The 19484-nt window shown below is 62.7% G+C and carries 16 protein-coding genes; 2 read left to right on the plus strand and 14 right to left on the minus strand.

All coding sequences use genetic code 11. The features are described 5' to 3' along the window. Positions 1–4 precede the first annotated feature (4 nt). From ACU4IU_RS06055 to ACU4IU_RS06085, 7 genes are all read right to left on the minus strand, one after another. Complete coding sequence (locus tag ACU4IU_RS06055) at positions 5–694, minus strand: ABC transporter permease (RefSeq protein WP_446656154.1); 690 nt, start codon at positions 692–694, stop codon at positions 5–7. Beyond that, a complete protein-coding gene (locus tag ACU4IU_RS06060) occupies positions 673–1392 on the minus strand; it encodes an ABC transporter permease (RefSeq protein WP_446656155.1) in 720 nt (239 codons plus the stop codon). Before ACU4IU_RS06060 ends, ACU4IU_RS06055 begins: the two co-directional genes overlap by 22 nt. Continuing rightward, positions 1389–2399, minus strand: coding sequence for an ABC transporter ATP-binding protein (locus ACU4IU_RS06065; protein ID WP_172172221.1), 1011 nt, complete (start codon positions 2397–2399; stop codon positions 1389–1391). The genes ACU4IU_RS06060 and ACU4IU_RS06065 overlap by 4 nt, the downstream gene beginning before the upstream one ends. A gap of 1 nt (position 2400) precedes the next feature. After that, complete coding sequence (locus ACU4IU_RS06070; RefSeq protein ID WP_446656156.1) at positions 2401–3369, minus strand: ABC transporter substrate-binding protein; 969 nt, start codon at positions 3367–3369, stop codon at positions 2401–2403. Between the two features lie 6 nt (positions 3370–3375). After that, positions 3376–5532: a CocE/NonD family hydrolase gene (locus ACU4IU_RS06075; protein ID WP_446656157.1), complete on the minus strand. Its 2157-nt coding sequence runs from the start codon at positions 5530–5532 to the stop codon at positions 3376–3378. Positions 5533–5807: 275 nt separating this feature from the next. Beyond that, the gene (locus tag ACU4IU_RS06080; RefSeq protein ID WP_446656158.1) at positions 5808–6707 is read right to left on the minus strand and encodes an ABC transporter substrate-binding protein; all 900 of its coding nucleotides are present in this window, start codon (positions 6705–6707) and stop codon (positions 5808–5810) included. A 47-nt stretch (positions 6708–6754) separates the two neighbouring features. After that, positions 6755–8203: an MFS transporter gene (locus tag ACU4IU_RS06085; protein ID WP_446656159.1), complete on the minus strand. Its 1449-nt coding sequence runs from the start codon at positions 8201–8203 to the stop codon at positions 6755–6757. A 695-nt stretch (positions 8204–8898) separates the two neighbouring features. Between ACU4IU_RS06085 and ACU4IU_RS06090 the strand changes: the two genes are divergently transcribed. After that, positions 8899–9183, plus strand: a complete 285-nt coding sequence (locus ACU4IU_RS06090) for a helix-turn-helix domain-containing protein (protein WP_181272377.1) — start codon at positions 8899–8901, stop codon at positions 9181–9183. A gap of 263 nt (positions 9184–9446) precedes the next feature. Continuing rightward, on the plus strand, positions 9447–10370 hold the full coding sequence (locus ACU4IU_RS06095) for an LCP family protein (protein ID WP_446656160.1): 924 nt from the start codon (positions 9447–9449) through the stop codon (positions 10368–10370). A gap of 25 nt (positions 10371–10395) precedes the next feature. On the opposite strand, the gene ACU4IU_RS06100 is transcribed toward ACU4IU_RS06095, so the two are convergent. Genes ACU4IU_RS06100 through ACU4IU_RS06130 form a run of 7 tightly spaced genes read right to left on the minus strand, consistent with a single transcriptional unit; the run spans position 10396 to position 19403 of the window. Then, positions 10396–11286 carry a DUF6270 domain-containing protein gene (locus ACU4IU_RS06100; protein ID WP_446656161.1) on the minus strand — a complete coding sequence of 297 codons (891 nt, stop codon included), beginning with the start codon at positions 11284–11286 and terminating at the stop codon, positions 10396–10398. Further along, positions 11283–12692 carry an ABC transporter ATP-binding protein gene (locus ACU4IU_RS06105; RefSeq protein ID WP_446656162.1) on the minus strand — a complete coding sequence of 470 codons (1410 nt, stop codon included), beginning with the start codon at positions 12690–12692 and terminating at the stop codon, positions 11283–11285. Before ACU4IU_RS06105 ends, ACU4IU_RS06100 begins: the two co-directional genes overlap by 4 nt. Then, positions 12577–13458, minus strand: a complete 882-nt coding sequence (locus ACU4IU_RS06110; RefSeq protein WP_446656163.1) for an ABC transporter permease — start codon at positions 13456–13458, stop codon at positions 12577–12579. The genes ACU4IU_RS06105 and ACU4IU_RS06110 overlap by 116 nt, the downstream gene beginning before the upstream one ends. Further along, complete coding sequence (locus ACU4IU_RS06115) at positions 13455–15191, minus strand: glycosyltransferase family 4 protein (RefSeq protein ID WP_446656164.1); 1737 nt, start codon at positions 15189–15191, stop codon at positions 13455–13457. Before ACU4IU_RS06115 ends, ACU4IU_RS06110 begins: the two co-directional genes overlap by 4 nt. Further along, on the minus strand, positions 15188–16513 hold the full coding sequence (locus ACU4IU_RS06120) for a glycosyltransferase family 4 protein (RefSeq protein WP_446656165.1): 1326 nt from the start codon (positions 16511–16513) through the stop codon (positions 15188–15190). The genes ACU4IU_RS06115 and ACU4IU_RS06120 overlap by 4 nt, the downstream gene beginning before the upstream one ends. Beyond that, a complete protein-coding gene (locus ACU4IU_RS06125) occupies positions 16510–17547 on the minus strand; it encodes an MraY family glycosyltransferase (protein WP_446656166.1) in 1038 nt (345 codons plus the stop codon). Before ACU4IU_RS06125 ends, ACU4IU_RS06120 begins: the two co-directional genes overlap by 4 nt. After that, on the minus strand, positions 17547–19403 hold the full coding sequence (locus ACU4IU_RS06130; protein WP_446656167.1) for a polysaccharide biosynthesis protein: 1857 nt from the start codon (positions 19401–19403) through the stop codon (positions 17547–17549). Before ACU4IU_RS06130 ends, ACU4IU_RS06125 begins: the two co-directional genes overlap by 1 nt. Positions 19404–19484: the final 81 nt, after the last annotated feature.

The following is a 19484-nucleotide window of genomic DNA, read 5'->3' on the forward strand; positions in this document are numbered from 1 at the left end:
GTCCTCACACGGCGGCGTTCGCACTCTGAAGCTGTCTCACTCCGGCCGGAGCGCTGACGCGCAGAAGGAGCGCGAATGCCTGGTCGACGAGGATCGCGAGCACGGCGACCCAGATGGCGCCGGCGATGACTCCCTCCATCCCGTAGGCGACCTGGTTGAGGATGACATCGCCTAGTCCTCCGCTGCCGGCGATCGTAGCGATGGTCGCCGAGCTCACCGTCAACACTGCGGATGTACGGATGCCCGCGATGATCATCGGCAGCCCCAAGGGTAGTTCGATCTTGAGGAGCACCTGTCCGGGTGACATGCCCATGCCGCGAGCGGCGCGAGTGAGGTCGCGGTCGATCGAGTCGACGGCCTGGAAGGCGTAGCTGAGGATCGGCGGAAAGGCGAGCAAGAATAGAGCGATCATCGCGTTGAGCATGCCGATGCCCACGAACCCGATGAGGATCGCGATGAGCGCGAGGCTGGGCAGCGCACGACCGATGTTTGTCACACTCACAGCGAGGAACTCGCCGCGGTGGGCATGGCCGAGCCAGACGCCGATGGGCACGCCGAGGACGATGGCCGCAAGCAGCGGGATGAGACTGATGACCAGATGATCACCGGTCTTGGCCAGCAGCAACCCTACGTTGTCGATCATGAAGGGGAATGCCCCGAAGACGACGTCCATCAGCTCCTCGCTTTCGTCCATGGGGTGAGCCCTCTGCCCAGCAGCACGAGCAGACCATCGAGCGCGAATGCCAGCAGCACGGCAAGGGCTCCGGCTCCGACGAACTGCGTATTGAATGGTGACGACACTGCTTTGATGATCGGAGATCCCAGACCGTCATCGACGACGAAGGCAGCGATCGTGGCGATGCTCACCGTGAGTACGGTGGCGATGCGCACCCCGGAGATGATCGACGGCAGTGCCAGGGGCAACTCGACCTTGAACAGCACTTGGTTGCGGTTAAGCCCCATGCCCGTCGCGGCCCTGCGCACGTCATCGGGAACTCCGGAGAGTCCGACGAGGACTGCCTGGAAAATGATGACGAGGGTGAAGCACACGAGCGCGATCTCGACTGTCAGCAGGCTCAGCCCTGTGAAGGGCACGAGCAGCTGGAACAGGGCCAGCGGCGGCAGGGTGTAAAGGAAGGTCGCGGCCATGCCGATGGGTCCCGCCAGCCACTTCTTCCGGTGGGCCAACAGCCCGGCGAAGAAGGCGATGACGAATCCGATCGATACGGCGATGGCAACCATGACGATATGGCTGAGCAGCGGGGGCCAGAAGACCGTCGACCATTGGCTGATGAACCAGTCGGTGCAGAATGCTCCGTTGTTGATCACACAATCAGAGGCCTGACCGTAGTCGGGGATGGCGGGATCGCCGGCGGGGGCGAAATCGCTCATGTTCTCACGCCTTTCCGATCCTCTCCGGCAGCGGGCGGTGCAATGAGATCGTGCAGGCTCACCTCGCCGAGGCGGTTGCCGCCTTTGTGGACGATGGCCCCCTCCGCCCTAGCGGCGGAGACTACAGACAGTGCTTCGCGCAGAGTCATTGTGGCCTCAACGTCGGGCCATTGCGCCGTCTCAGCACTCGCTCGGTCGCTGCGGTCGGGAACGATCTCGCCGACCGTCGTCAGCGCCAGACGTTTGAGTCCGCGCTCGGATCCGAGGAACTCGGCGACGAAGTCATCGGCCGGGTTCGACAGCACCTCGGACGGCGTGCCGAACTGAGCGAGTTTGCCGCCGGGCTTGAGGATGGCGATCCGGTCCGCCATCTTGATCGCCTCATCGATGTCATGGGTGACGAACAGCGTCGTCTTGCCCACCGCACGGTGAATAGCGAGGAATTCGTCCTGCACTGCGACCCTCGTGATCGGGTCGAGGGCACCGAAAGGTTCGTCCATGAGCATGACCGGCGGGTCGGCGGCGAGCGCCCGGGCTATGCCCACGCGTTGCTGCTGTCCACCGGAGAGTTGAGCCGGGTAGCGCGACAGCCAGGTCTCGACTGGGCTGAGCCCGACCAGTTCGAGCAGCTCGGCCGTGCGCGTACGGATACGCTCTTTGTCCCAGCCGAGGATGGTAGGGACTGTGGCGATATTGTGGGCAACCGTGTAATGGGGGAAGAGGCCGGACTGTTGGATCGCGTAGCCGATGGTCCGCCGCAGTTCGATGGCTGACTGGTCGCTGATCGAGCGGTCGCCGATGCGGATGTCGCCGCTGGTGAGATCGACGAGTCGGTTGACCAGCTGTAGGGCTGTGGTCTTTCCCCCGCCGGAGGGTCCGACGAGGCAGACGAGTTCTCCAGCCTCGACCTCAAGATCGAGAGCGTCGAGAGCGGGCGCGGCCGCGCCTGGGTAGGTCTTCGTAGCTCGGTCAAAGGTGATCGAGGTTCCTGTGGAGTGCTGGGTCATTTCACATTAATCCGTTCTCGTCGAGGAACTCCTTCGCCACCTGTGCCGGATCGAGCCGGTTGATGGCGGAGGCCTCGTTCATCGCCTGGATCGCTTCCAGGGTGAGCAGTGACTGCAGTTCGTCGAGGAACTCAGAAGCATCGTCATCGAGCTCGGCGAAGGTGTCGTCACGGATGAGGGGGACGACGTTCTGGAATCCGAAGAGCTTCGCGTCATCATCGAGGACGACCAGATCGCTGCGCAGAAGCTGCGGGTCGGTCGTGAAGACGTCTGCTGCGTCGATCTCTCCTCGCTCGATAGCCTGGTAGTTGAGCCCGATGCTCAGCGTTTTGAGTTTCATGTTCTCCAGCCCGTAGGTCTCCACGATGCCTTCGTAGCCCTGGCCTCCAGTGACATTGTCGGGGTAGGTCGAGTAGGTGAAGTCGCCGATCCCTTTGAGGTCGGACACGGTCGTCAGATCGTGCTGATCGGCGAAGTCTCGCCGCACAGCGATAGCGTTCTTATTCTCGAACGGTGTCGCCTCGAGCATCGTCACCTGGTTGTCTTCAGCCCACGTCTGCGCGAGATCGTAAGTCTGCTCAGCGGAGTCCATAAGCTTCTCTTCCCCCATGAAGCTGACGACCATCACTCCGGTGTACTCGGGGTAGAGGTCGATCTGGCCCGAGAGCAGAGCCGTGCTGATGATGTCGCTGGAGCCGACGTTCGTCTTGAGATCGACCGTGTAGCCGAGGTTCCTCAACCCCTGAGCGTAGAGCTCGCCCATGATCCAACTCTCAGCGAATCCCTTCGACCCGACGGTGATCGGCCTTGTGCTCTTCTTCGCCCCCGACTGGTCACTAAGCTGACTGCCGGTGCATCCGCTCAGTGACGCGGCGGTCACTCCGAGCGCCCCCAGACCCAGCAGACCTCTGCCGAGCCCGATCAGCGTCTGCCGTCTGTCGACATGTCGATTCTGTCCGAATGCGACCATTCCGCCTCAGTTCAGATGGCGAGGGATGCTCGCCGAGGTGGTTCGAGTGTGGAATGGCTCCCCATCGAGGTAGGCGACGAGTTCGTTGGTGACGACGAAGTTCTCCGCGTCACCGCGCATCGTCGATCGAGTGCGCAGTTCGACATCCCACCCCGAATCGACTGCTGCGTTGTCCGCAGCCTGCGCGTGGTTCGCCCCGATCTTCAGCGCCGGGCGCCGGTAGATGATCGTTCTTTCACACGTCGCCACAGGAGACTGCGGGTCGTTCTCACTGCGTGAGTAGGAGTCCCGTTCGTTGGTGTAGTAGAAGAGACCGTCACTGAGATCGGTCTGCCAATCCTCGGTCACCGTGGTCACGGTGGCGTTGCGACCGACGAGGTCCCAACTCAGCTCACGGGTCATCGGCGCACCGCCCGCGTCGATGACGGACACCGGTGGGGTCGGCGGGGTGCCCAACTGTGCGGTCACCTCGGCGGTGGTACGGGCGTCATCGTCGACGGAAACCACAGTGCGGATGGGCAGTGTCAGCTCGGGAGCTGAGTCGACGGTGATGAGTGTGGTTTCCGGCGAGGGCCAGAGGTTGGGCCAGAAACTCGCGGAGATGCTCAAGCGAAGCCGATGCCCCGGAGCGAACCGGTGCGCTGTGGCCAGCAGCGGGAAATCGACGGTGAGAGGAGTTCCCGGCGTGAGCGGTTCGGGGGTCCCGTGGCTCGAATGATGGGCGAGGTTGAACAGTCCTAGCGTGACCAGGCGCGAGCTGCCGTCGGGAGCGACATCGCACAGACGAGCCGCGATGACACCTCGATCATGATCGGAGGTGAGCGTCGCTCGCATGGTCGGTGTGCCGACGATCTCCAGACCGCTCTCGACCTCCCAGTCGCAGGTGTAGGACCGAGCATCGTCCGCGGCCTGGTCTCCTGCCATCCCGGCGGGTTCGCCGAACTGCAGCCAGCTTCCTCCCTGGAAGCCCAGCAGCGAGGTGGAATCGAGCGGGGTGTGGTCGGAGATCGTCGCCTCGGAGGCGGGCATCACTGTGTCCGCGATCTGCGGGCTCGGCCAGGTCGCCTCGGCGATCCATCGTCCCGGACGGTGCTCACGGTCGGAGTGGATCGGGGTGCTGTCGGGAACATAGGCGCGCAGCTGCGGCTGTTCGTCAATGCCGTTGTCGATCCCGCTCATCCACTTGTCCCACCACCGGACCGCTTCGGAGATGAAGTCGATGCCGGGGCCAGGAGCGGCCTGGTGGGGATAGTTGTGGGCCCAGGGTCCCAGCAGGGCGTGGACCGGTGGCGCGGCGGAGTCTGCCTCACGCCGACGATTGGCGTTGTCCATGAGGCGGAACAGTGTTGTCCGGTATTCGTCGAGCAGTCCGCCGACGGCCAATATGGGAACCTCGATGGCGTCAGGTGTCTCGCAGACGGATGCGTGCTTCCAGTAGTCGTCACGTCGTTGGTGTCCGAGCCAGTCCTCAATGTTGACGGGAGCTTCGTCAATGCGTCGCTTCCAGTCATCTTTCCAACCGTCGACCATCACCGCAGGGTCTTGGGGGCGGGCGTTGTACGCCCACATCGTCGAGGCCCAGGAGAGCATCTGGTCACCGACGATGGCTCCGCCGTTGTAGTGGACGTCGTCGGCATAACGGTCATCGGTGGAGCAGATGGTGATGACGGCGGCGAGTTCCGGCGGTTGCAGTGCGGCAAGCTGCAGGCCGTTGAATCCGCCCCACGACTTGCCGATGACGCCGACTTTGCCGTTGCACCAGTCCTGTGCGGCGATCCATTTGAGTACTTGCAATCCGTCGTCGAGTTCCGTCGCCGAGTACTCATCGGTCATGACACCGGTCGAGTCGCCGCAGCCGCGAAGATCGACACGGACACTGGCGTAGCCGGCGCGGGCGAACTCAGGATGGATCGTGTCATCGCGACCAGCGGTCATGTCGTTCTTGCGGTAGGGAATGTACTCGAGAACAGCGGGAACAGCATCATCACCGAGATCTTCGGGCAACCAGACTCGAGCAGCGAGTTCAACCCCATCACTCAAAGTGATGCGTGTGTGTTTGATGATTCGAACCGGTCGAGGATCTTCGCGGTAACGATCGGCCGGGGCGAGCAATTCGGTGTGGGTGTCGTCGGGAAGTGCAGAGTTCTCAGTATTCGATGACATGGCATGGCAGTCTACGGACACTCCTGCACAGCCGTTCAGTTCGCTCAAAGGCTGAGATATGGCTGACAATATTTTCCCTGGCCAGCACCCTGAGGCGACACCTTCTTCGAACTGGCCCACAGCTCCTGGTGGGCGACGTCATCTTGGCCGCCGTCCGTAAGCACGGCGGCCGAGCGCTGAGCGGGAGTCCCTGCTCAGCGCCCAGCCCCTGTTGTGCCTGGAATCTTGCCGCCGCTGCGACACCCCTCCTCCGTGAACCGAGGGTGCTGCTCTGATCAGATTCGGGCCCGATCGGCGATTGCTCCATCGACGAACGCCGTATATTCCAATGGTTTGTCGATGAGGTGACCGTCGACGATGCCCTGCTGCCAGCGCGCATAGGATTCGGCGTTGATCCGAGCCGTCTCCCACATCCCCCAGCCGCGCAGCTCATCGACGTGCGCAACGAGATCGGCCGGATTCGCTTTCGGGAACGTCCTTTCGAGAAAATCAGAGATCTCGGAGGCCTCGTGCGCCTTGAGCCATTGGGTGGCCCGATCGAGTGCACGCACAAAACCAACCTTGGCGTCGATTGAGGGGCCGTTCGTCGGGTCACTGTAGTAGACGCTCCACGGCACCGGGCCACCGGACTCCGCGAGACAAGTGACGATATGACCGACGCCCTGCCTCCTCAGTCGAGTCGCCGTGACCGGATCAATGAGAAGATAGTCCCCCATTCCTCCGCTGAACAGCTCTGCAAGCATCGCGCCCGAGAGGTCCTGGACGAAATTCACCGCATCGACATCGACGCCGGCTTCAGTCATGACGAGTTTGAGGAAGATCCCCGGGCTGGAACCGTTGCTGCCAGGCATCAGGACGGTCGCCCCTTCAGTCTTCGAATAATCGAATTCCCCGTCGGGCGTATGCGCCATGAGCACGAGCGGACAACGGGCCGACACCTGAGCGAAGGGTTCGTAGACGTGTCCGCGGTCACGGTACATCGACGGCACCCAGATACCGCCCAACGCCGCCTGCGAATCACCGTTGTTGATTTCGTCGAGGACGAGCGTCCAGGGATTCGGGACAATCGCGTCGACGTTCAGACCTTCCTCTTCAAAGTATCCGAGTTCGACCCCGAGGTACTCGGGTAGGTAGTTGACGCTGTGGCCGGTGGCGGCAATGCGAAATTTCTCCATGGGTGTTGTTCCTTATCTATTCTTTGTGATGTGGTGGACGTTAGTTGTCATCGACGGCCGATCTCCGCCTCCTCGTTGAGTTCTTCCAGACTCAGCCCCGCCGTCTCCGGTCCGAACCGTGAGGCCAGCAGGGCGAGGAGATAGAGCGAACCGACGGTGGCGAAAATCGCTGAGAGCCCCCAAGCGTCGAAGATGAACCCCGCGATCGGTGTCATGATGACGGCTCCGAGTCCGCCGATAGATTTGACGACACCGGTGCCGAACCCTCGAATCCGAGTGGGGAACAGTTCGGGGAGCCAGGCCCAGACTGTGGTGTTGAGCATGAGGATGAAGAACTGGAACAGCGCTCCCAGGCCCAGTACCGTTGGGGTTGTCGTGGCGAAGAGGCCGAAAGCAATAGCTGAGCAGGCGGCACCGATTGTGCTCACTGCGATCACGGATCGCCGCTTGAACCTTGAACCGATGACTGCGGCAAAGAGCGCTCCGAGGAGGCTGCCGGCCTGCATCACTGCCGTGTATCCGACACCGGCGACGATGCTGAAACCTTGCGAGACGAGGATCGTCGGCATGAGAGTGAGGATCGAGATCTGACCGGCCGTGAGCATGAAATATGTGGTGGACACCGCGATCGAGCGGCGACGTAGCCGGGCGGAGAAGATTTCCGAGATGCGGACCTTCTCCGGGGTCAATCCAATGGCGCCCGACGTCTCGATGAAGCGCTTCACCGGGATGGTTCTGGTGCGCGGGACGAGTCGTCCGTTTTCGAGAATCGTGAGGGTCCGGTTGCACTCGTCGATGCGGCCCTTCGCAAGCAGGTACCTCGGAGTTTCGGGCAGATAGCGCCGGAATACGACGATGAGCACGACGGGCAGGACGAGAAATCCGAATAGCCATCTCCAGGTGTTCTCCGAGGATCCGAGCAGAGGGGCCAGACTTCCGAAGATGAGCATCCCGTAGAGCGGGGCGAGGAAGTTGCCGATTCCGCCTCCGGCGACATTGAGGGTGGAGACTGCAGCGGCGCGGAACCGAGTCGGGCTGAACTCGGCAAGCATCGTGATTGCCGTGGACAGCTCCCCGCCGAGCCCGAGTCCGACGATCGTGCGGAAAACGAGCAGGAGACCGAAATTCGGTGCAAGGGCGCAGAGCAGAGCTCCGCAGGCATAGACGAGCAGGTTGATGGCGAGGACGTTTCTGCGTCCGAACCGGTCGGCCAGGACCCCGGAGACGATTCCGCCGATTGTCATTGCGAAGAAGGTCGCTGAGTTGAGGAGTCCGATCTGTCCGGCTCCGATGCCCCAACTTTCCTGCAGCGCAGGGCCGACGAGCCCGACCGCGTTCTGTTCGATGACGTCGAAGAAGACGCCGAACACGATGAGGAGAAGGATGAGTCTGTGTGAGCGAGTGAACCCCATGGTGTCGATGGTGGTTGCGAGCTTGCGGCTGGCGCGAAGCCCCTCGGGGTCGGCCTGTTCCGGTTGTGAGGAGGTGAACGTCATTGTTGCTCTCCGATCTGCAGTTAGTGAAGGAGGAGTTTGAGCTTCCCGGGTGTGCTGGTGCGGAGTTTTGTGGTGTCCGCACGGCGGGCTGGGCTCGACGGGCGAACTTCAGCCGGTGATACGGAAGGTCTTGAGTTGCGTGTGACAGCTGAGGTTCTCGAATACGTCATCGGTGACGAGATAGCAGTCGCCGATGTTCGCACCGGACCTGAGCGGAACTGGGACTGGCGGATTGACGCACCTGAGACGGTGTCGCTGGCGCTCGAAGCCGACGGCCTCGAGTCAATAAAAGAGGGGTTCGGCAGGCGGCGATATCGTCCATTAATCCCCAGTTGCAGGGCATCACCGCCCCAGTGAGATGCGTGTAGCAACCCGCAAGGTAAGTGGCGAAAGCCGCTTGGCGGAATTCGGTCGCCTGCACCCCGGCGCGATGGGCGCGGCACGTGCACCCCCCAGGCGGGATCGGCCCAAAGCAACTTGGTGAGGTCCCTAGTTGGTTGGTTTTGGCGAGCCCCTCGAGTTGAGCATCACTCAGACGCTCGAAGTCGCCAGCCCATCAAGGCGCGGCGGATCTCTGCTCTTGCAAATCAGACTGCGGACAAGCATCTTCGGTCATCCTCTGTTAGTGTTCCAGCGCCCTCAGATTACCAATTATTATTGGTATTGCCAAGTTTAATTGGCTCCAGAATGGAGAAATGACCGACAAGCCCGCGAGCAGCCCAGAATGGGCAGAGTTCGCGCGGCAGCTCGGAATCAATCTGCGCAGAGCAAGGGCCGCGAGAGAACTCACTCAAGATGAGACCGCTGCGATTGCTGGCATTTCGCTTTACGCGTATCAGCAATACGAGCGGGGCCGCACGATGAGCGGCCAGGGGTCCGCAACCAATCCTCGACTCGCGACCATTCTGGCCATCAGCCAGTCGCTCGGGACGAACCTGCAGGAGCTGCTCCCAGAGCCTCCGGATCTCACCGTTCGCTAAACCCGTAGACAGCACTCCGGCCGCATTCGCCGTACCGCCACAGTCGGATCAGGCAACCTGGCGAACTTGAGGCTACATAACCGATCGGCGAGGGCGAACCATGGTGGTTGAAGGATTCAACATTTGCTAAGAACAGGCCAGAAGAGCCACGGATAGTAAACACCGAAGGAGTCTCTTCAAGGCAATCGGTACGCGAGCCGATCTCACCCGCGGCTATTATTGGGACCATCACCGTGTGACCTGACAGAGGGAGTGGGACTGCCATGGCCAAGCTGACGAAGATGGTCTCTGCCATCGGTTCTCTCAAGGACCTCAACGCGGCCCGTGCCGAGTTCGATGACGCGTCGAAGACCATCCCCGCCGAGGCGGCTTTCCCACCCGACGACATCCGCCCAGCGGCGGACGATTCCCGAACCCTGATGCTTCGGATCGCGAATCCCGGAAACCTCGCCGAGGCGGCTCCACCGTCATCGAGCCAAGGTGACACTTTCGCTGTCATCCACGTTCCCGCCGGCGGCGAATTCGCTGCCGTGCTCGTGTTCAACCCGTCAACGCAGGTCGAGTCGGGTCAGACGTTCGGCACTATCGCCGACGAGGGTGGCTGGCCGGTCGTTGTGGCCATGGCCGAGGAGTTCCTCGGCATCCGCATCGATCACATCGCACAGTTGGAGTCGAACGCGCTCGGTCGAGTTATCGACGAACTCGGTGGTCTGCAGGTTTACAGCCGCGCTGCGTTCAACGCCGGCGGCACCGACTTCGTCGAGGGGACGAACAATCTCGACGGCGCGACATCGTCGATCTTCACCGCGGCGGACCCGGTCGATGACGCCGGCCAGACGCGAACCCGTAACCAGCGTGCGGTCGTGCGTGCTCTCGTCCAGGGGCTGAAGTCAGGCGGCTTGGTCAAAGACCCAAACAAGGGCGCGGCGGTACTCGGACATTTCGCTTCAGGAATTCAGCACAACGCCGAGCTGACCACGAGTGAGCTCGTCAAGATCGCCAACAGCCTCAGGACCCTGCAGACGGACGATATCGCTGTGGTCACTGTGCCCACGAACTCGCGCCGCGAGGACGACGGCACGGTAATCATCGACTTCGACCCCGAGGCGACGCCTGCACTCAAGAATGCATTGGCCGGCAACGACCTCGCGGACTTCTTCAGCTTTCTCGTCTCCCTGGGGTACTGAGACGCGCAGACTCGCATTCACCGCTTCACTCGGCGTCAGTCGACGATGTGCCCCGCTTTTCCACTAGGCCACGGACGCTTTGCACGATCGACCTGTAGTCCTCGTCTCTGTAATGAAACGGCTGCGGACCCCATTTGTGATCTTTACTGATACGAACCTGGCTACTCTTCCTGGTCACTGTTGATGGGACCATTGACTTAGCAACACTCCGGTAGCGGACGTAGTCTGCATTGGCAGCGGCTGCCCTATCCGCATACTCTTCTGCTTCAGTCGGACTAACGTTTCGCAGGCTAGTCAGTGCTTCGGCAATCCCTTGACCACGCGTCAGTCTGCGACTTGCCTCGCGGCCACCGCGTTGCAGTCGTCGCCAGCTCCGACCTAACTTCGCGAAACTATCGCTCTGAGGATGCTGACCCCCATCGACGGCCCCTGCCCACTCGATATCGAGAAGGATGGTCTTCTCCCACAGTCCTGCCGCTTTGAACCCTTTGATGAGTGTCGCGATGCCAGCTCTCCAACGAGAGAGGTGCTCGTCCGTGCCGAACTCGATCAGTCGAGCCCCTTCGCGACGTGCTGCGCGAGCAGCGCCACAAGACTCGACTTCGATCGAATTCGTCATAGTCGTACCGTCAGGAAACTGCCAGAAACCCCGTCGTTCGTCGACCAGGTCAAGAAGAACGACGTCCAGGTCATTGGCGTTCTCTATGATCCGTTCGAGGCCGGTGCCATTGAGGTCGCTGGTGACCATCCGCTTCTGAAAAGCAGAGGTCAGGTCCCTGAGATCGATTCCGGCCGTCCCATGCGGAGATTCCAGGCTCGTCACTGAGTGCCTGGCCACGTAGGCCACGACCTCGGCTTCAGGCATGAATTCCGCCGTATCACGGCTCACGCACGAACCGAAGATTGCGATCTTCATCGGCCTGAGTCCTGGTGGACGGCAGGGGCTTGGTCTTCCTGCCGCAAGCGCCGTCGCTCCTCATAACGTTCATCAGCGATCTTACGCGCGCGAGACGCGAGCCTCCGACCAGTGAAGTCATCCGCAGCGGCAACCGACGACGCACGGTCATTCGGGTTCGCCGCTCGCAGAACGACCCGTTTCTTACTTGGATTCAGCCGCAGTGGCGGTGCATCGGTAATTCTAGGTGCGCTCACTGCCTGAGAGGCCGGTTTAGGCAGAGCCGGGAACTTGGCTTTCGGCATTTCGGCGTCGAAGGATTTGGGCCAGACCTGTTCTTCGGCAGCGGCCAGCATCGGAGTCGGAGTCTCTTCGACTTCTTCGACCGTTTCCTGTCGCTTCACATGGCGTGCCGGAGCGGCCTTCTTCTTGGACGGGCGCGCCGCATGGCGCGGGATGGGGCTCTGGATGAGTTCGGGCTCGAGGATGTTGATCTCCTCTTTGACCGCGTTGCCCACCACATCGGCGAGGAGCTTGTCGGCGATATCTTCCTTGCCCTTGGCCACATTCCACGCCCACCACCGGTATTTCTCTGCAACAGCCTCGGCGGGGCCGTTCATGAGGATTTCGCCTCGGTGCATCCACACTGCACGGGTGCAGAGCTCCTGAATCACCTTGGCAGCGTGGTTGACCAACAGAACCGTTCCTGCTTCCGCGAGAAGCTCATCCATCGCACGTTCACTGCGCTCGGCAAAGGTCGCATCTCCTGTCGACAATGCCTCGTCAATGAGCAGAATCTTCGGTCGCGCAGCCAGGGCGATGGCAAATCGAAGTCGGGCGCCCATGCCCGAGGAGTAGGTTCCCATCGGCCGGTGGATCGCCGACCCCAATGCAGACAGCTCGACGACATAGTCGAAGGCTTCGGCCGCCTCTTCGGGAGACAATCCCATAGCCAGACATCCGAGGCGCACGTTCTCACTTCCGGACAGCGCTGGTTGCAGAGCAGCGCTGACACCGAGCAGAAGCGGCTGATACCGGACGAGGATGCGGCCTCGATCTGGTTGCTCGACGCCAGCGACGTTGCGCAGGAAGGTGGATTTTCCGGAGCCGTTGGCTCCGACGATTCCCACCATCTCTCCTTCGCGGGCGACGAAGTTGACGCCGCGCAGGGCGCGGACCGTCGTCTGCCCCTCGCGTCCCGCGACGGCGTTCGCCAGGCGGCGCAGACCTTTAGCCCGCTGGCTCGGATCGTTTGTATTGACGGTATAGCGAACCTGCACGTTCTCCGCGATGATATTCGGTTGTTCGAGTTCAGAGCCGCCCATAGCTCTCCTCCCCCCGCCAGAAGAACAGGAAGCCGACAATGAGCAGACCGAACGCCCACGCGGCTGCCATCCCCCACAGCCACGCTGGAGATCCGCCACCATAGAGCAACGAATCTCTAGTCAATGTCAGGTACGCGTGCATCGGGTTGAACTGCATGACCGTCAAGAGGACAGGACGGTCGGACAGCATCTCTTCGATCGAGAAGAACACTCCGGAGCCGTAGAGCCAGAATCGGCTGATGATCGACATGAAGTTCGTCAGGTCGGGGACCTTATGGCCTATTCGGGCAAGAAGGCAGGCAAGACCAACATTGAAGATCGTCTGCAGAATGACAACCGGGATAACGAGTATGACTCGCCAAGTGATCGTCTCGGCCGGAGGAATGAGCACGATGAGGACGACCATGACAGCAACGCTGGGGATAAAATCCAGGAAGTTCCTCACGACTACGGAAATCGGCAGAGCTGCGCGTGGGAACTGGAAGCCCTTGATCATCGAAGCTCCGGATCGGATCGCCCCAGTACCACCGGTCATCGATTTGCCGGTGAACTGGAAGAAGAAAACACCGATGACCAAGTAGCCGATGAAGTTCTCGATGCCGCGATCAGATCCCAGGATCAGCCCGAAGATGAACCAGAACGCCAGCACCGAAAGCAGCGGGTTGAGGAACAGCCAGCCGTAGCCGAGTAGGTTCTTCCTCGTCGAGCTCGACATCTTGGCTCGGGACTCGGCGATGATGAAGTGGCGGCGGTTCCACAGCGCGGCGAGGTAGCTGCTCAGGCTCGTCCGTCGTCCGACGGGCACGAGGCCTTCGCTCGACACGGACGGGATCGAACTCAGCCCGAGGGGGTTCTTCGTCTCACTCATCGCGCATCACTCCCCACGAGCTGAGAATAGACCTGCCCATATCGTCGTCCGATTTCCTTCCACCTGCGAGTTGCAAGAACGTGTGTACGTCCATTGTCTCCGAATCGTGCCCGCGCAGTGTCATCGGCGGCGAGCTCGGACAGCAGGTCCGCGAGTTTCTGCGGGTTCTCCGGCGGTGTCGCCAAGCCTGCACTGTCCGGAACCAGTTCGCGCAGCGCCGGCAGGTCGGAGATGACCACGGGTCTCGCTAGGCCCATCGCTTCGATCGGTTTGATCGGAGTGACCAAGCGGCAGACCGGTTCGTCCTTGCGCGGCACGACGATGGCGTCGAGAGCCAACTGGTAGTCGATTGCCTGTCCTTGGGAGACCCTCCCGGTGAAGACGGCGTTCTCTCCCAGGACCGCGGCGCGTTCCCGCAGTTCCGGCAGGGCGACACCGTCACCAGCGATCAGAAGCCGCAGGTCCGTTCGTTGACTGCGGGCGAGGATGACGGCGTCGACGAGGTCGTCGAGGCCTTCGTAACCGACGATCGACGCCGCCGTTCCGACCCAGATCCCGTCGTCGGGCAGGCCGAGGCTTCTTCTCACATCGGCAGGAGTGCGGGTGACATCAGTGTCGACGACGGCTTCGGAAACCGAGTTCGGAATGAGGGTGATGGATTCTGCTGGCACTCCCTCGGCGATGAGGTGATCGCGCATCGTCGCGCCCAGGGTGATGACGGCGTCGGCGGCTTTGGCGACCTCGATCTCCTTGGCCCGCATGAGTACGAAGCGCTGACTGGCCCGACGAGCCTCGCGTTCTGCTGAGCTGCCACCGGCGGCTGCCCAAGTCTCTTCGAGTACGCCACGGACTTCGTAGACCCACGGCAACCCGGCCGCCCGTGCGGCAGCACCTGTAGCCAATCCGTTGACGTAATGCGTGGTCGTGTGGAGGATCTGCGCGCCGCGGTTCTGTGCCTGAGACGCGAGCCAGCTCGCTTGGTCGTCCAGTCGAGCTGTTGGAGTCGACAACGGGCGGAGGGGAATCTGTCGGAGATAGTCGACACCGTCGACGGTTTCGACGGGTCCTGAACTCACCCGTCCGATCGTCACCGGGTAAGAGGGCCTGGTCGCAGCGGCGACCTCGTGGCCAGCTTCTTTGAGCGTGGTGAGGATGGCGTGCGAGCGGTACGCATATCCCGAGCGGGTGTGTGGCAGCGAGTTCGTCAGCACGTGCAGGGCCGAGGACAGCGAATCCTGCTTTGTTCGTCGCGCCGGGCGGGCCGTGATGTGACTATTTGTGTCGGGCCACCACCCTGGCTGCAGGCTCCGTCGTTCTTCGATGAGTCGAGTTCGGCGTGCGCCCGCGGGCAGAACGGCGATTGCTCCGTCGATGTCTCCCTTGGTCCACCGGATGCGCGAGGACAATGCCGCTGCGCGAGGGACCGCCTCGGCGATGGACTCGGCCTCGTCGAGCAGACCGAGATTGAGAGCGATCTCTCCGAGCAGTCGGGACGGAGATTGCGAGCTGGCGACGAGGTCTCTGGCAGTCGCTTCCTGACCGAGCAGCCATGCGGATGCCGCGTGGCTCGCGTCGCCGGGGAGTCGGCCGAGTGCTCGGCCGACGAGCCTGGAGACTGGTACCGGGAGGCGGCGGGCGAGCTGCATGCCGAAGAAGACACTGTCATCGGTGATGTGCGCCGCTGTCGTGGCGACGACGTTCGTGACCTGGCGGGCGAGGAAGGTGAGGTTCATGATACCACCTGCCGCAGGATGCGATCGTATCCATATCCCATCGCTGCTGCCGAGGCGTGGCGGATGACCCATTCTCTTGGTTCCATGCCGCTGGGGGCGTTCTGGCCGAAGGCGTCACCGGATTCGATGCGATCGCGCATCACCACCATAGCTGCGGCCACGGCATCGACATCCCCGGGACGTGCGACCTCGCCGGCGGCCGTGCCGGTGATGATCTCGGAGGCCTCACCAGCGACAACGCCGAGGACAGGGATCTGACGGGCCATGAGCGAGTAGAGCTTCGACGGCACCGTGCATTCGTAGGAGTCCAGCGGGCTGAGGCTGACGAGACCGGCATCCGCCCACGCCCAATGGGCAGCGAGCTCTGCGCCGGCGTGCTGGGGGTAGAACTCAACGGGGACTCCATTGATCGCGGCATCGTCCTTGAGCGCCTCCGCGTCGACGCCACCGCCGACGATGCGCAGGCGTATTCCTTCGGTGTGGGCCAGGGCGCGGATGGAGGTCGACAGGTCCTGAGACCGGCCGACAGTGCCGACATAGAGGAGGTTGAGCCCGGAGTGCTTGCTCGTCTCCTCGGACGGCGGGATCACCGGGATCGCGCCCGTGGCGGTCAGCCCGGATGCTCCCTCGAGCTCTGCCGGTGAGACGCCGCTGCGGACCACCTCGGCGGTCACGCCGCGCTGTTCCAGACGGTGTTTGAAACCGTCGGTGGTGACGACGACGACCGCGGCCCTGCGCTGGGCGCGGGTGAGCAGATTCGGCAGGAGCCGGTGTTCGAGCGATTCCGTAAGCGCGTTCGGCAGATACCGGCCGAGCGCGCCGGTGACCAGGTTCATCTCTGAGATGAGATCTGGCCAGGCGTCGCGCACCTCCGCGACATGTGGGACACGCAGCAGCCGGGACAAGGCGTCCCCGGCGAGCAGAAACGGCAGTGCCGGAGTCGTGGAGACGATGACATCGGGTTTCATCTTCCCGCGCAGTCGGTCGACGACGGCGGACATGGCGCCGGTGGCCGAGACCGTCTGGTCGAGAAGCTGCCGGGCCATCGACGAACCGCTGTGCAGGTAGGGAACGCGCAGGATCCGCTCACCATCGACTCCGGAGTCCCACGTGCCGCCGAGACGCACGTCGACTCGCTTCCGCCCTCGACCGACCCGGGATCCGAAGAACCTGTTCCGGTCCGGATACGGATAGTGCGGGTGCGGGGCGACGGTGATGACATCATGCCCGGACGCGCGCAGGTGATCGTTGAGGATCCGCCACCGGCGCTGCGGGGCCCCGACCTCCGGGTAGTAGTAGTGGCTGAGCAGGACGATCCTCATGCGTGCACCGCCTGAGCAGAATCGCGGCGACGCAGCCACAGCGGTACGAGGGCGTAGAGCGCGAGCAGGACGACCCAGAACACATGGGCAGGATATGTCGTAACCGTGTTGCCGCTGACCAGCGTTGGTACGGAGAGAATGCAGGCTAGGACGCTCAGCGCGGCATGGAACAGGGACACGGAGCCGTGCGGCCAACCGGCCTGCTGGATGCGCTGATAGATGTGTTCGCGGTGCGGCAGGAAGATGTTCTCGCCGCGGAAGAGTCGCATGACGAGAGTGAGCCCGACGTCGAAGAACACGAAGATCAGTGGGGCGACGATGACGACGATCGGCACGCCTTGGACGAACAGCCACACGGCGAGGACGAACACGGCCGCCCCGATCCCGTAGCTGCCGGTATCGCCGAGGAAGGCCTTCGCCTTGCCGAGGTTGAAGGGCAGGAAACCGATGGCGGCTCCGGCCAAAGCCAGAGCGAGGAGGGCGAGGTCCTTCTCACCGATCCAGGAGCCGACGAAGGCGTACCAACCGGCAGTGACGATCGTCCATTCCGTGACGTAGCCGTTGAGGCCGTCGACGAAGTTCACGGCGTTGACGGTGGCCACTCCGATGATCGCGAAGGCCAGGCCGTGGGCGATTCCCTGCGTGGAGAACATCGCGATGATCGCGCTGAAGAGCAGCGCGAGGACGATCTGTCCGACGAGGCGGCCGGCCGGCCGCAGCGAGTCGAGGTCATCGCTCATCCCGATCGCCGAATAGCACCAGGTGAGTACGAGGAATCCGATGGGCAAGACGATTCGACCGATGCCGAAGACTCCGTGTTCGTCCATACTCCACACCGTGGCGAGCACGGTGGCCACGGTGATTCCGCAGCCGATGGCGATTCCTCCACCGCGCACTGTCGCCCGTGTGTGTGAGGACCGGTGCGAGGGGACATCGACGATGCCCGCACGGCGCAGCAGGGGGAAGACGATGAGGGCGCTGAACGCCGCGACCACCGCGGCCACGACGAGGATCACCAGCGACTGCAGATCCATCAGTGGCCGGCTCCGGTGTCCAAAGGTTCGGCGTCGAGCAGGTCCGTCAGGCGTGCTTCGAGGGCCGCACTGTTGGTGAAGACGTGCGGGTCACGTGATTCGGCCACGAGGTCTTTGAGTGCGGTGAGGTCGATCGGGGTGATCGGCACCTGCGTGATGAGCGGGTGGTTGGGTCGGTCGTCGACCTCCCCCGGGGACAGGAGCGCCTCTGCGAGCTTCTCTCCCGGACGCAGGCCTGTGTAGACGATCTGCGCATCGGTTCGTCCCGACAGCGCGATGACGCGTTTGGCAAGGTCGTCGATCCTGATCGGCTCGCCCATGTCGAGGACGAGTGTTTCCCCCGGACGGCCGATGGCTGCGGCCTGCAGCACGAGTTCGCAGGCCTCGTCGGCGGACATGAAGTAGCGGGTGACCTCCGGATCGGTCACGGTCACCGGATCGCCCGCTGCCACCTGCGCGACAAAGGTCTCAAGCACGGAGCCGCGGGAGCCGAGCACATTGCCGAAGCGCACGGACATGTACCGGCGTCCGGTCTCCTGCGCCACCGTGGCGATCGCGCGTTCGATCGAGAACTTCGTGCGCCCGAGCACGGAGGTTGCCCCGGCCGCCTTGTCCGTGGAGATGTGGACGAAGGATTCGACGTCGTTCGCAATCGCGGCCTCGAGGAGATCGAGGCTGGCACCGACGTTGGTGCGCACGGCCTGTTCCGGAAAGCGTTCGAGGAACGTCAGGTGTTTGAGTGCGGCCGCGTGGAAGATGATGTCCGGCTTCACCTCGGCGACGAGGGCATCGATGAACGCCGGATCACGCAGGTCGCCAAGGACGAGGTCGTCGCTGGTCAGCAGCGCGGACCCCTCGAGGCCGAGTTCGGTGGCGTGGAGTCCGGATTCGTCCCGGTCGGTCATGACGAGTCGGGCCGGATCAAACCGGGAGACCTGACGGCACAGCTGCGAGCCGATGGATCCGCCGGCACCGGTGACGATGACGACCTTGCCCGTGATCGCCGAGGCGATGTCGTCGATGTTCGTCGAGATCGGCTTTCGTCCAATGAGGTCTTCGAGGCTGACATCGCGGAAACCGCGGTGCCGCAGGTCCGCGACATCATGGGAGTCGGGTTCGGGCCGAGTATAGTCGGAGTCCAAGAGCCTCGGCATGATCTTGATTTCGACCGGCCGGGATTCGAGATTCGAGGCGATGCGGGAGAGTTCTTCCGGCTCCAGGTCCGCAATGGCGATGATGACGACACCGGCGCCGGTGCGGTCGACCTGCGTGGCGATGTCGCTGATCGGGCCGAGCACGCGAGTGCCGTTGTAGCGCAGGTGCCGTTTGGCCGGGTCATCGTCGAGGATGCCGACGGCGACGAATTCGTTCCGCATATCCTGCGCGATCATGTCCAGCGCCAGCATCCCCTGGTCCCCGGCTCCGACAACAAGGGTCGGCCGGGAAGATCCCGAGGTGGTAAGGCTGCGCTGTCGCAGATTGCGGCGCACCCAGTTCTCGAGGCTCTTAACCACGACCATGAGCGCGCCCGCGGCGATGGGGACGCTGGTGGGAATGAGCAGACGGCTGGAGAAGGCGTATTCGGCCACCCACATGAGCCCGACGCCCACGGCAACCGTTCCTACGATGGCAGCGAACTGATCGGTCGACCCGCGCCGGTAACGACCACGGTAGATCGCCAGCGGCCCTCCGATGAGGAAGACTACGAAACCGATGATCGCACACACGAACATGCCGGGAACATTGATGCGGTGAGCCTCGAAGTCGTAGCGCACGAGCGTCATCGCCATGACGAGGAACGCGAAGACGAGACCGTCGATGAGGGAGAGCGCCATGGCTCTGCCGTGCCGTCTCATTGGGGTCCGTGAGGGAATGGGCTCAGAATTGCTTCCCACTGTCCTCTTTCCGTTCGGATTCTCTTACTGACGCGATGATTT

This window comes from Brevibacterium sp. CSND-B09, from assembly GCF_052906525.1.

Bases quoted from the DNA above. Each gene is read 5' to 3' on its own strand.
- ACU4IU_RS06090 (WP_181272377.1), top strand. From the start codon at position 8,899: ATGACCGACAAGCCCGCGAGCAGCCCAGAATGGGCAGAGTTCGCGCGG.
- ACU4IU_RS06070 (WP_446656156.1), bottom strand. From the start codon at position 3,369: ATGGTCGCATTCGGACAGAATCGACATGTCGACAGACGGCAGACGCTG.
- ACU4IU_RS06095 (WP_446656160.1), top strand. From the start codon at position 9,447: ATGGCCAAGCTGACGAAGATGGTCTCTGCCATCGGTTCTCTCAAGGAC.
- ACU4IU_RS06065 (WP_172172221.1), bottom strand. From the start codon at position 2,399: ATGACCCAGCACTCCACAGGAACCTCGATCACCTTTGACCGAGCTACG.
- ACU4IU_RS06085 (WP_446656159.1), bottom strand. From the start codon at position 8,203: ATGACGTTCACCTCCTCACAACCGGAACAGGCCGACCCCGAGGGGCTT.
- ACU4IU_RS06055 (WP_446656154.1), bottom strand. From the start codon at position 694: ATGGACGAAAGCGAGGAGCTGATGGACGTCGTCTTCGGGGCATTCCCC.
- ACU4IU_RS06100 (WP_446656161.1), bottom strand. From the start codon at position 11,286: ATGAAGATCGCAATCTTCGGTTCGTGCGTGAGCCGTGATACGGCGGAA.
- ACU4IU_RS06110 (WP_446656163.1), bottom strand. From the start codon at position 13,458: ATGAGTGAGACGAAGAACCCCCTCGGGCTGAGTTCGATCCCGTCCGTG.
- ACU4IU_RS06060 (WP_446656155.1), bottom strand. From the start codon at position 1,392: ATGAGCGATTTCGCCCCCGCCGGCGATCCCGCCATCCCCGACTACGGT.
- ACU4IU_RS06125 (WP_446656166.1), bottom strand. From the start codon at position 17,547: ATGGATCTGCAGTCGCTGGTGATCCTCGTCGTGGCCGCGGTGGTCGCG.
- ACU4IU_RS06105 (WP_446656162.1), bottom strand. From the start codon at position 12,692: ATGGTGGCGGATCTCCAGCGTGGCTGTGGGGGATGGCAGCCGCGTGGG.
- ACU4IU_RS06080 (WP_446656158.1), bottom strand. From the start codon at position 6,707: ATGGAGAAATTTCGCATTGCCGCCACCGGCCACAGCGTCAACTACCTA.
- ACU4IU_RS06075 (WP_446656157.1), bottom strand. From the start codon at position 5,532: ATGTCATCGAATACTGAGAACTCTGCACTTCCCGACGACACCCACACC.
- ACU4IU_RS06130 (WP_446656167.1), bottom strand. From the start codon at position 19,403: ATGAGACGGCACGGCAGAGCCATGGCGCTCTCCCTCATCGACGGTCTC.
- ACU4IU_RS06115 (WP_446656164.1), bottom strand. From the start codon at position 15,191: ATGAACCTCACCTTCCTCGCCCGCCAGGTCACGAACGTCGTCGCCACG.
- ACU4IU_RS06120 (WP_446656165.1), bottom strand. From the start codon at position 16,513: ATGAGGATCGTCCTGCTCAGCCACTACTACTACCCGGAGGTCGGGGCC.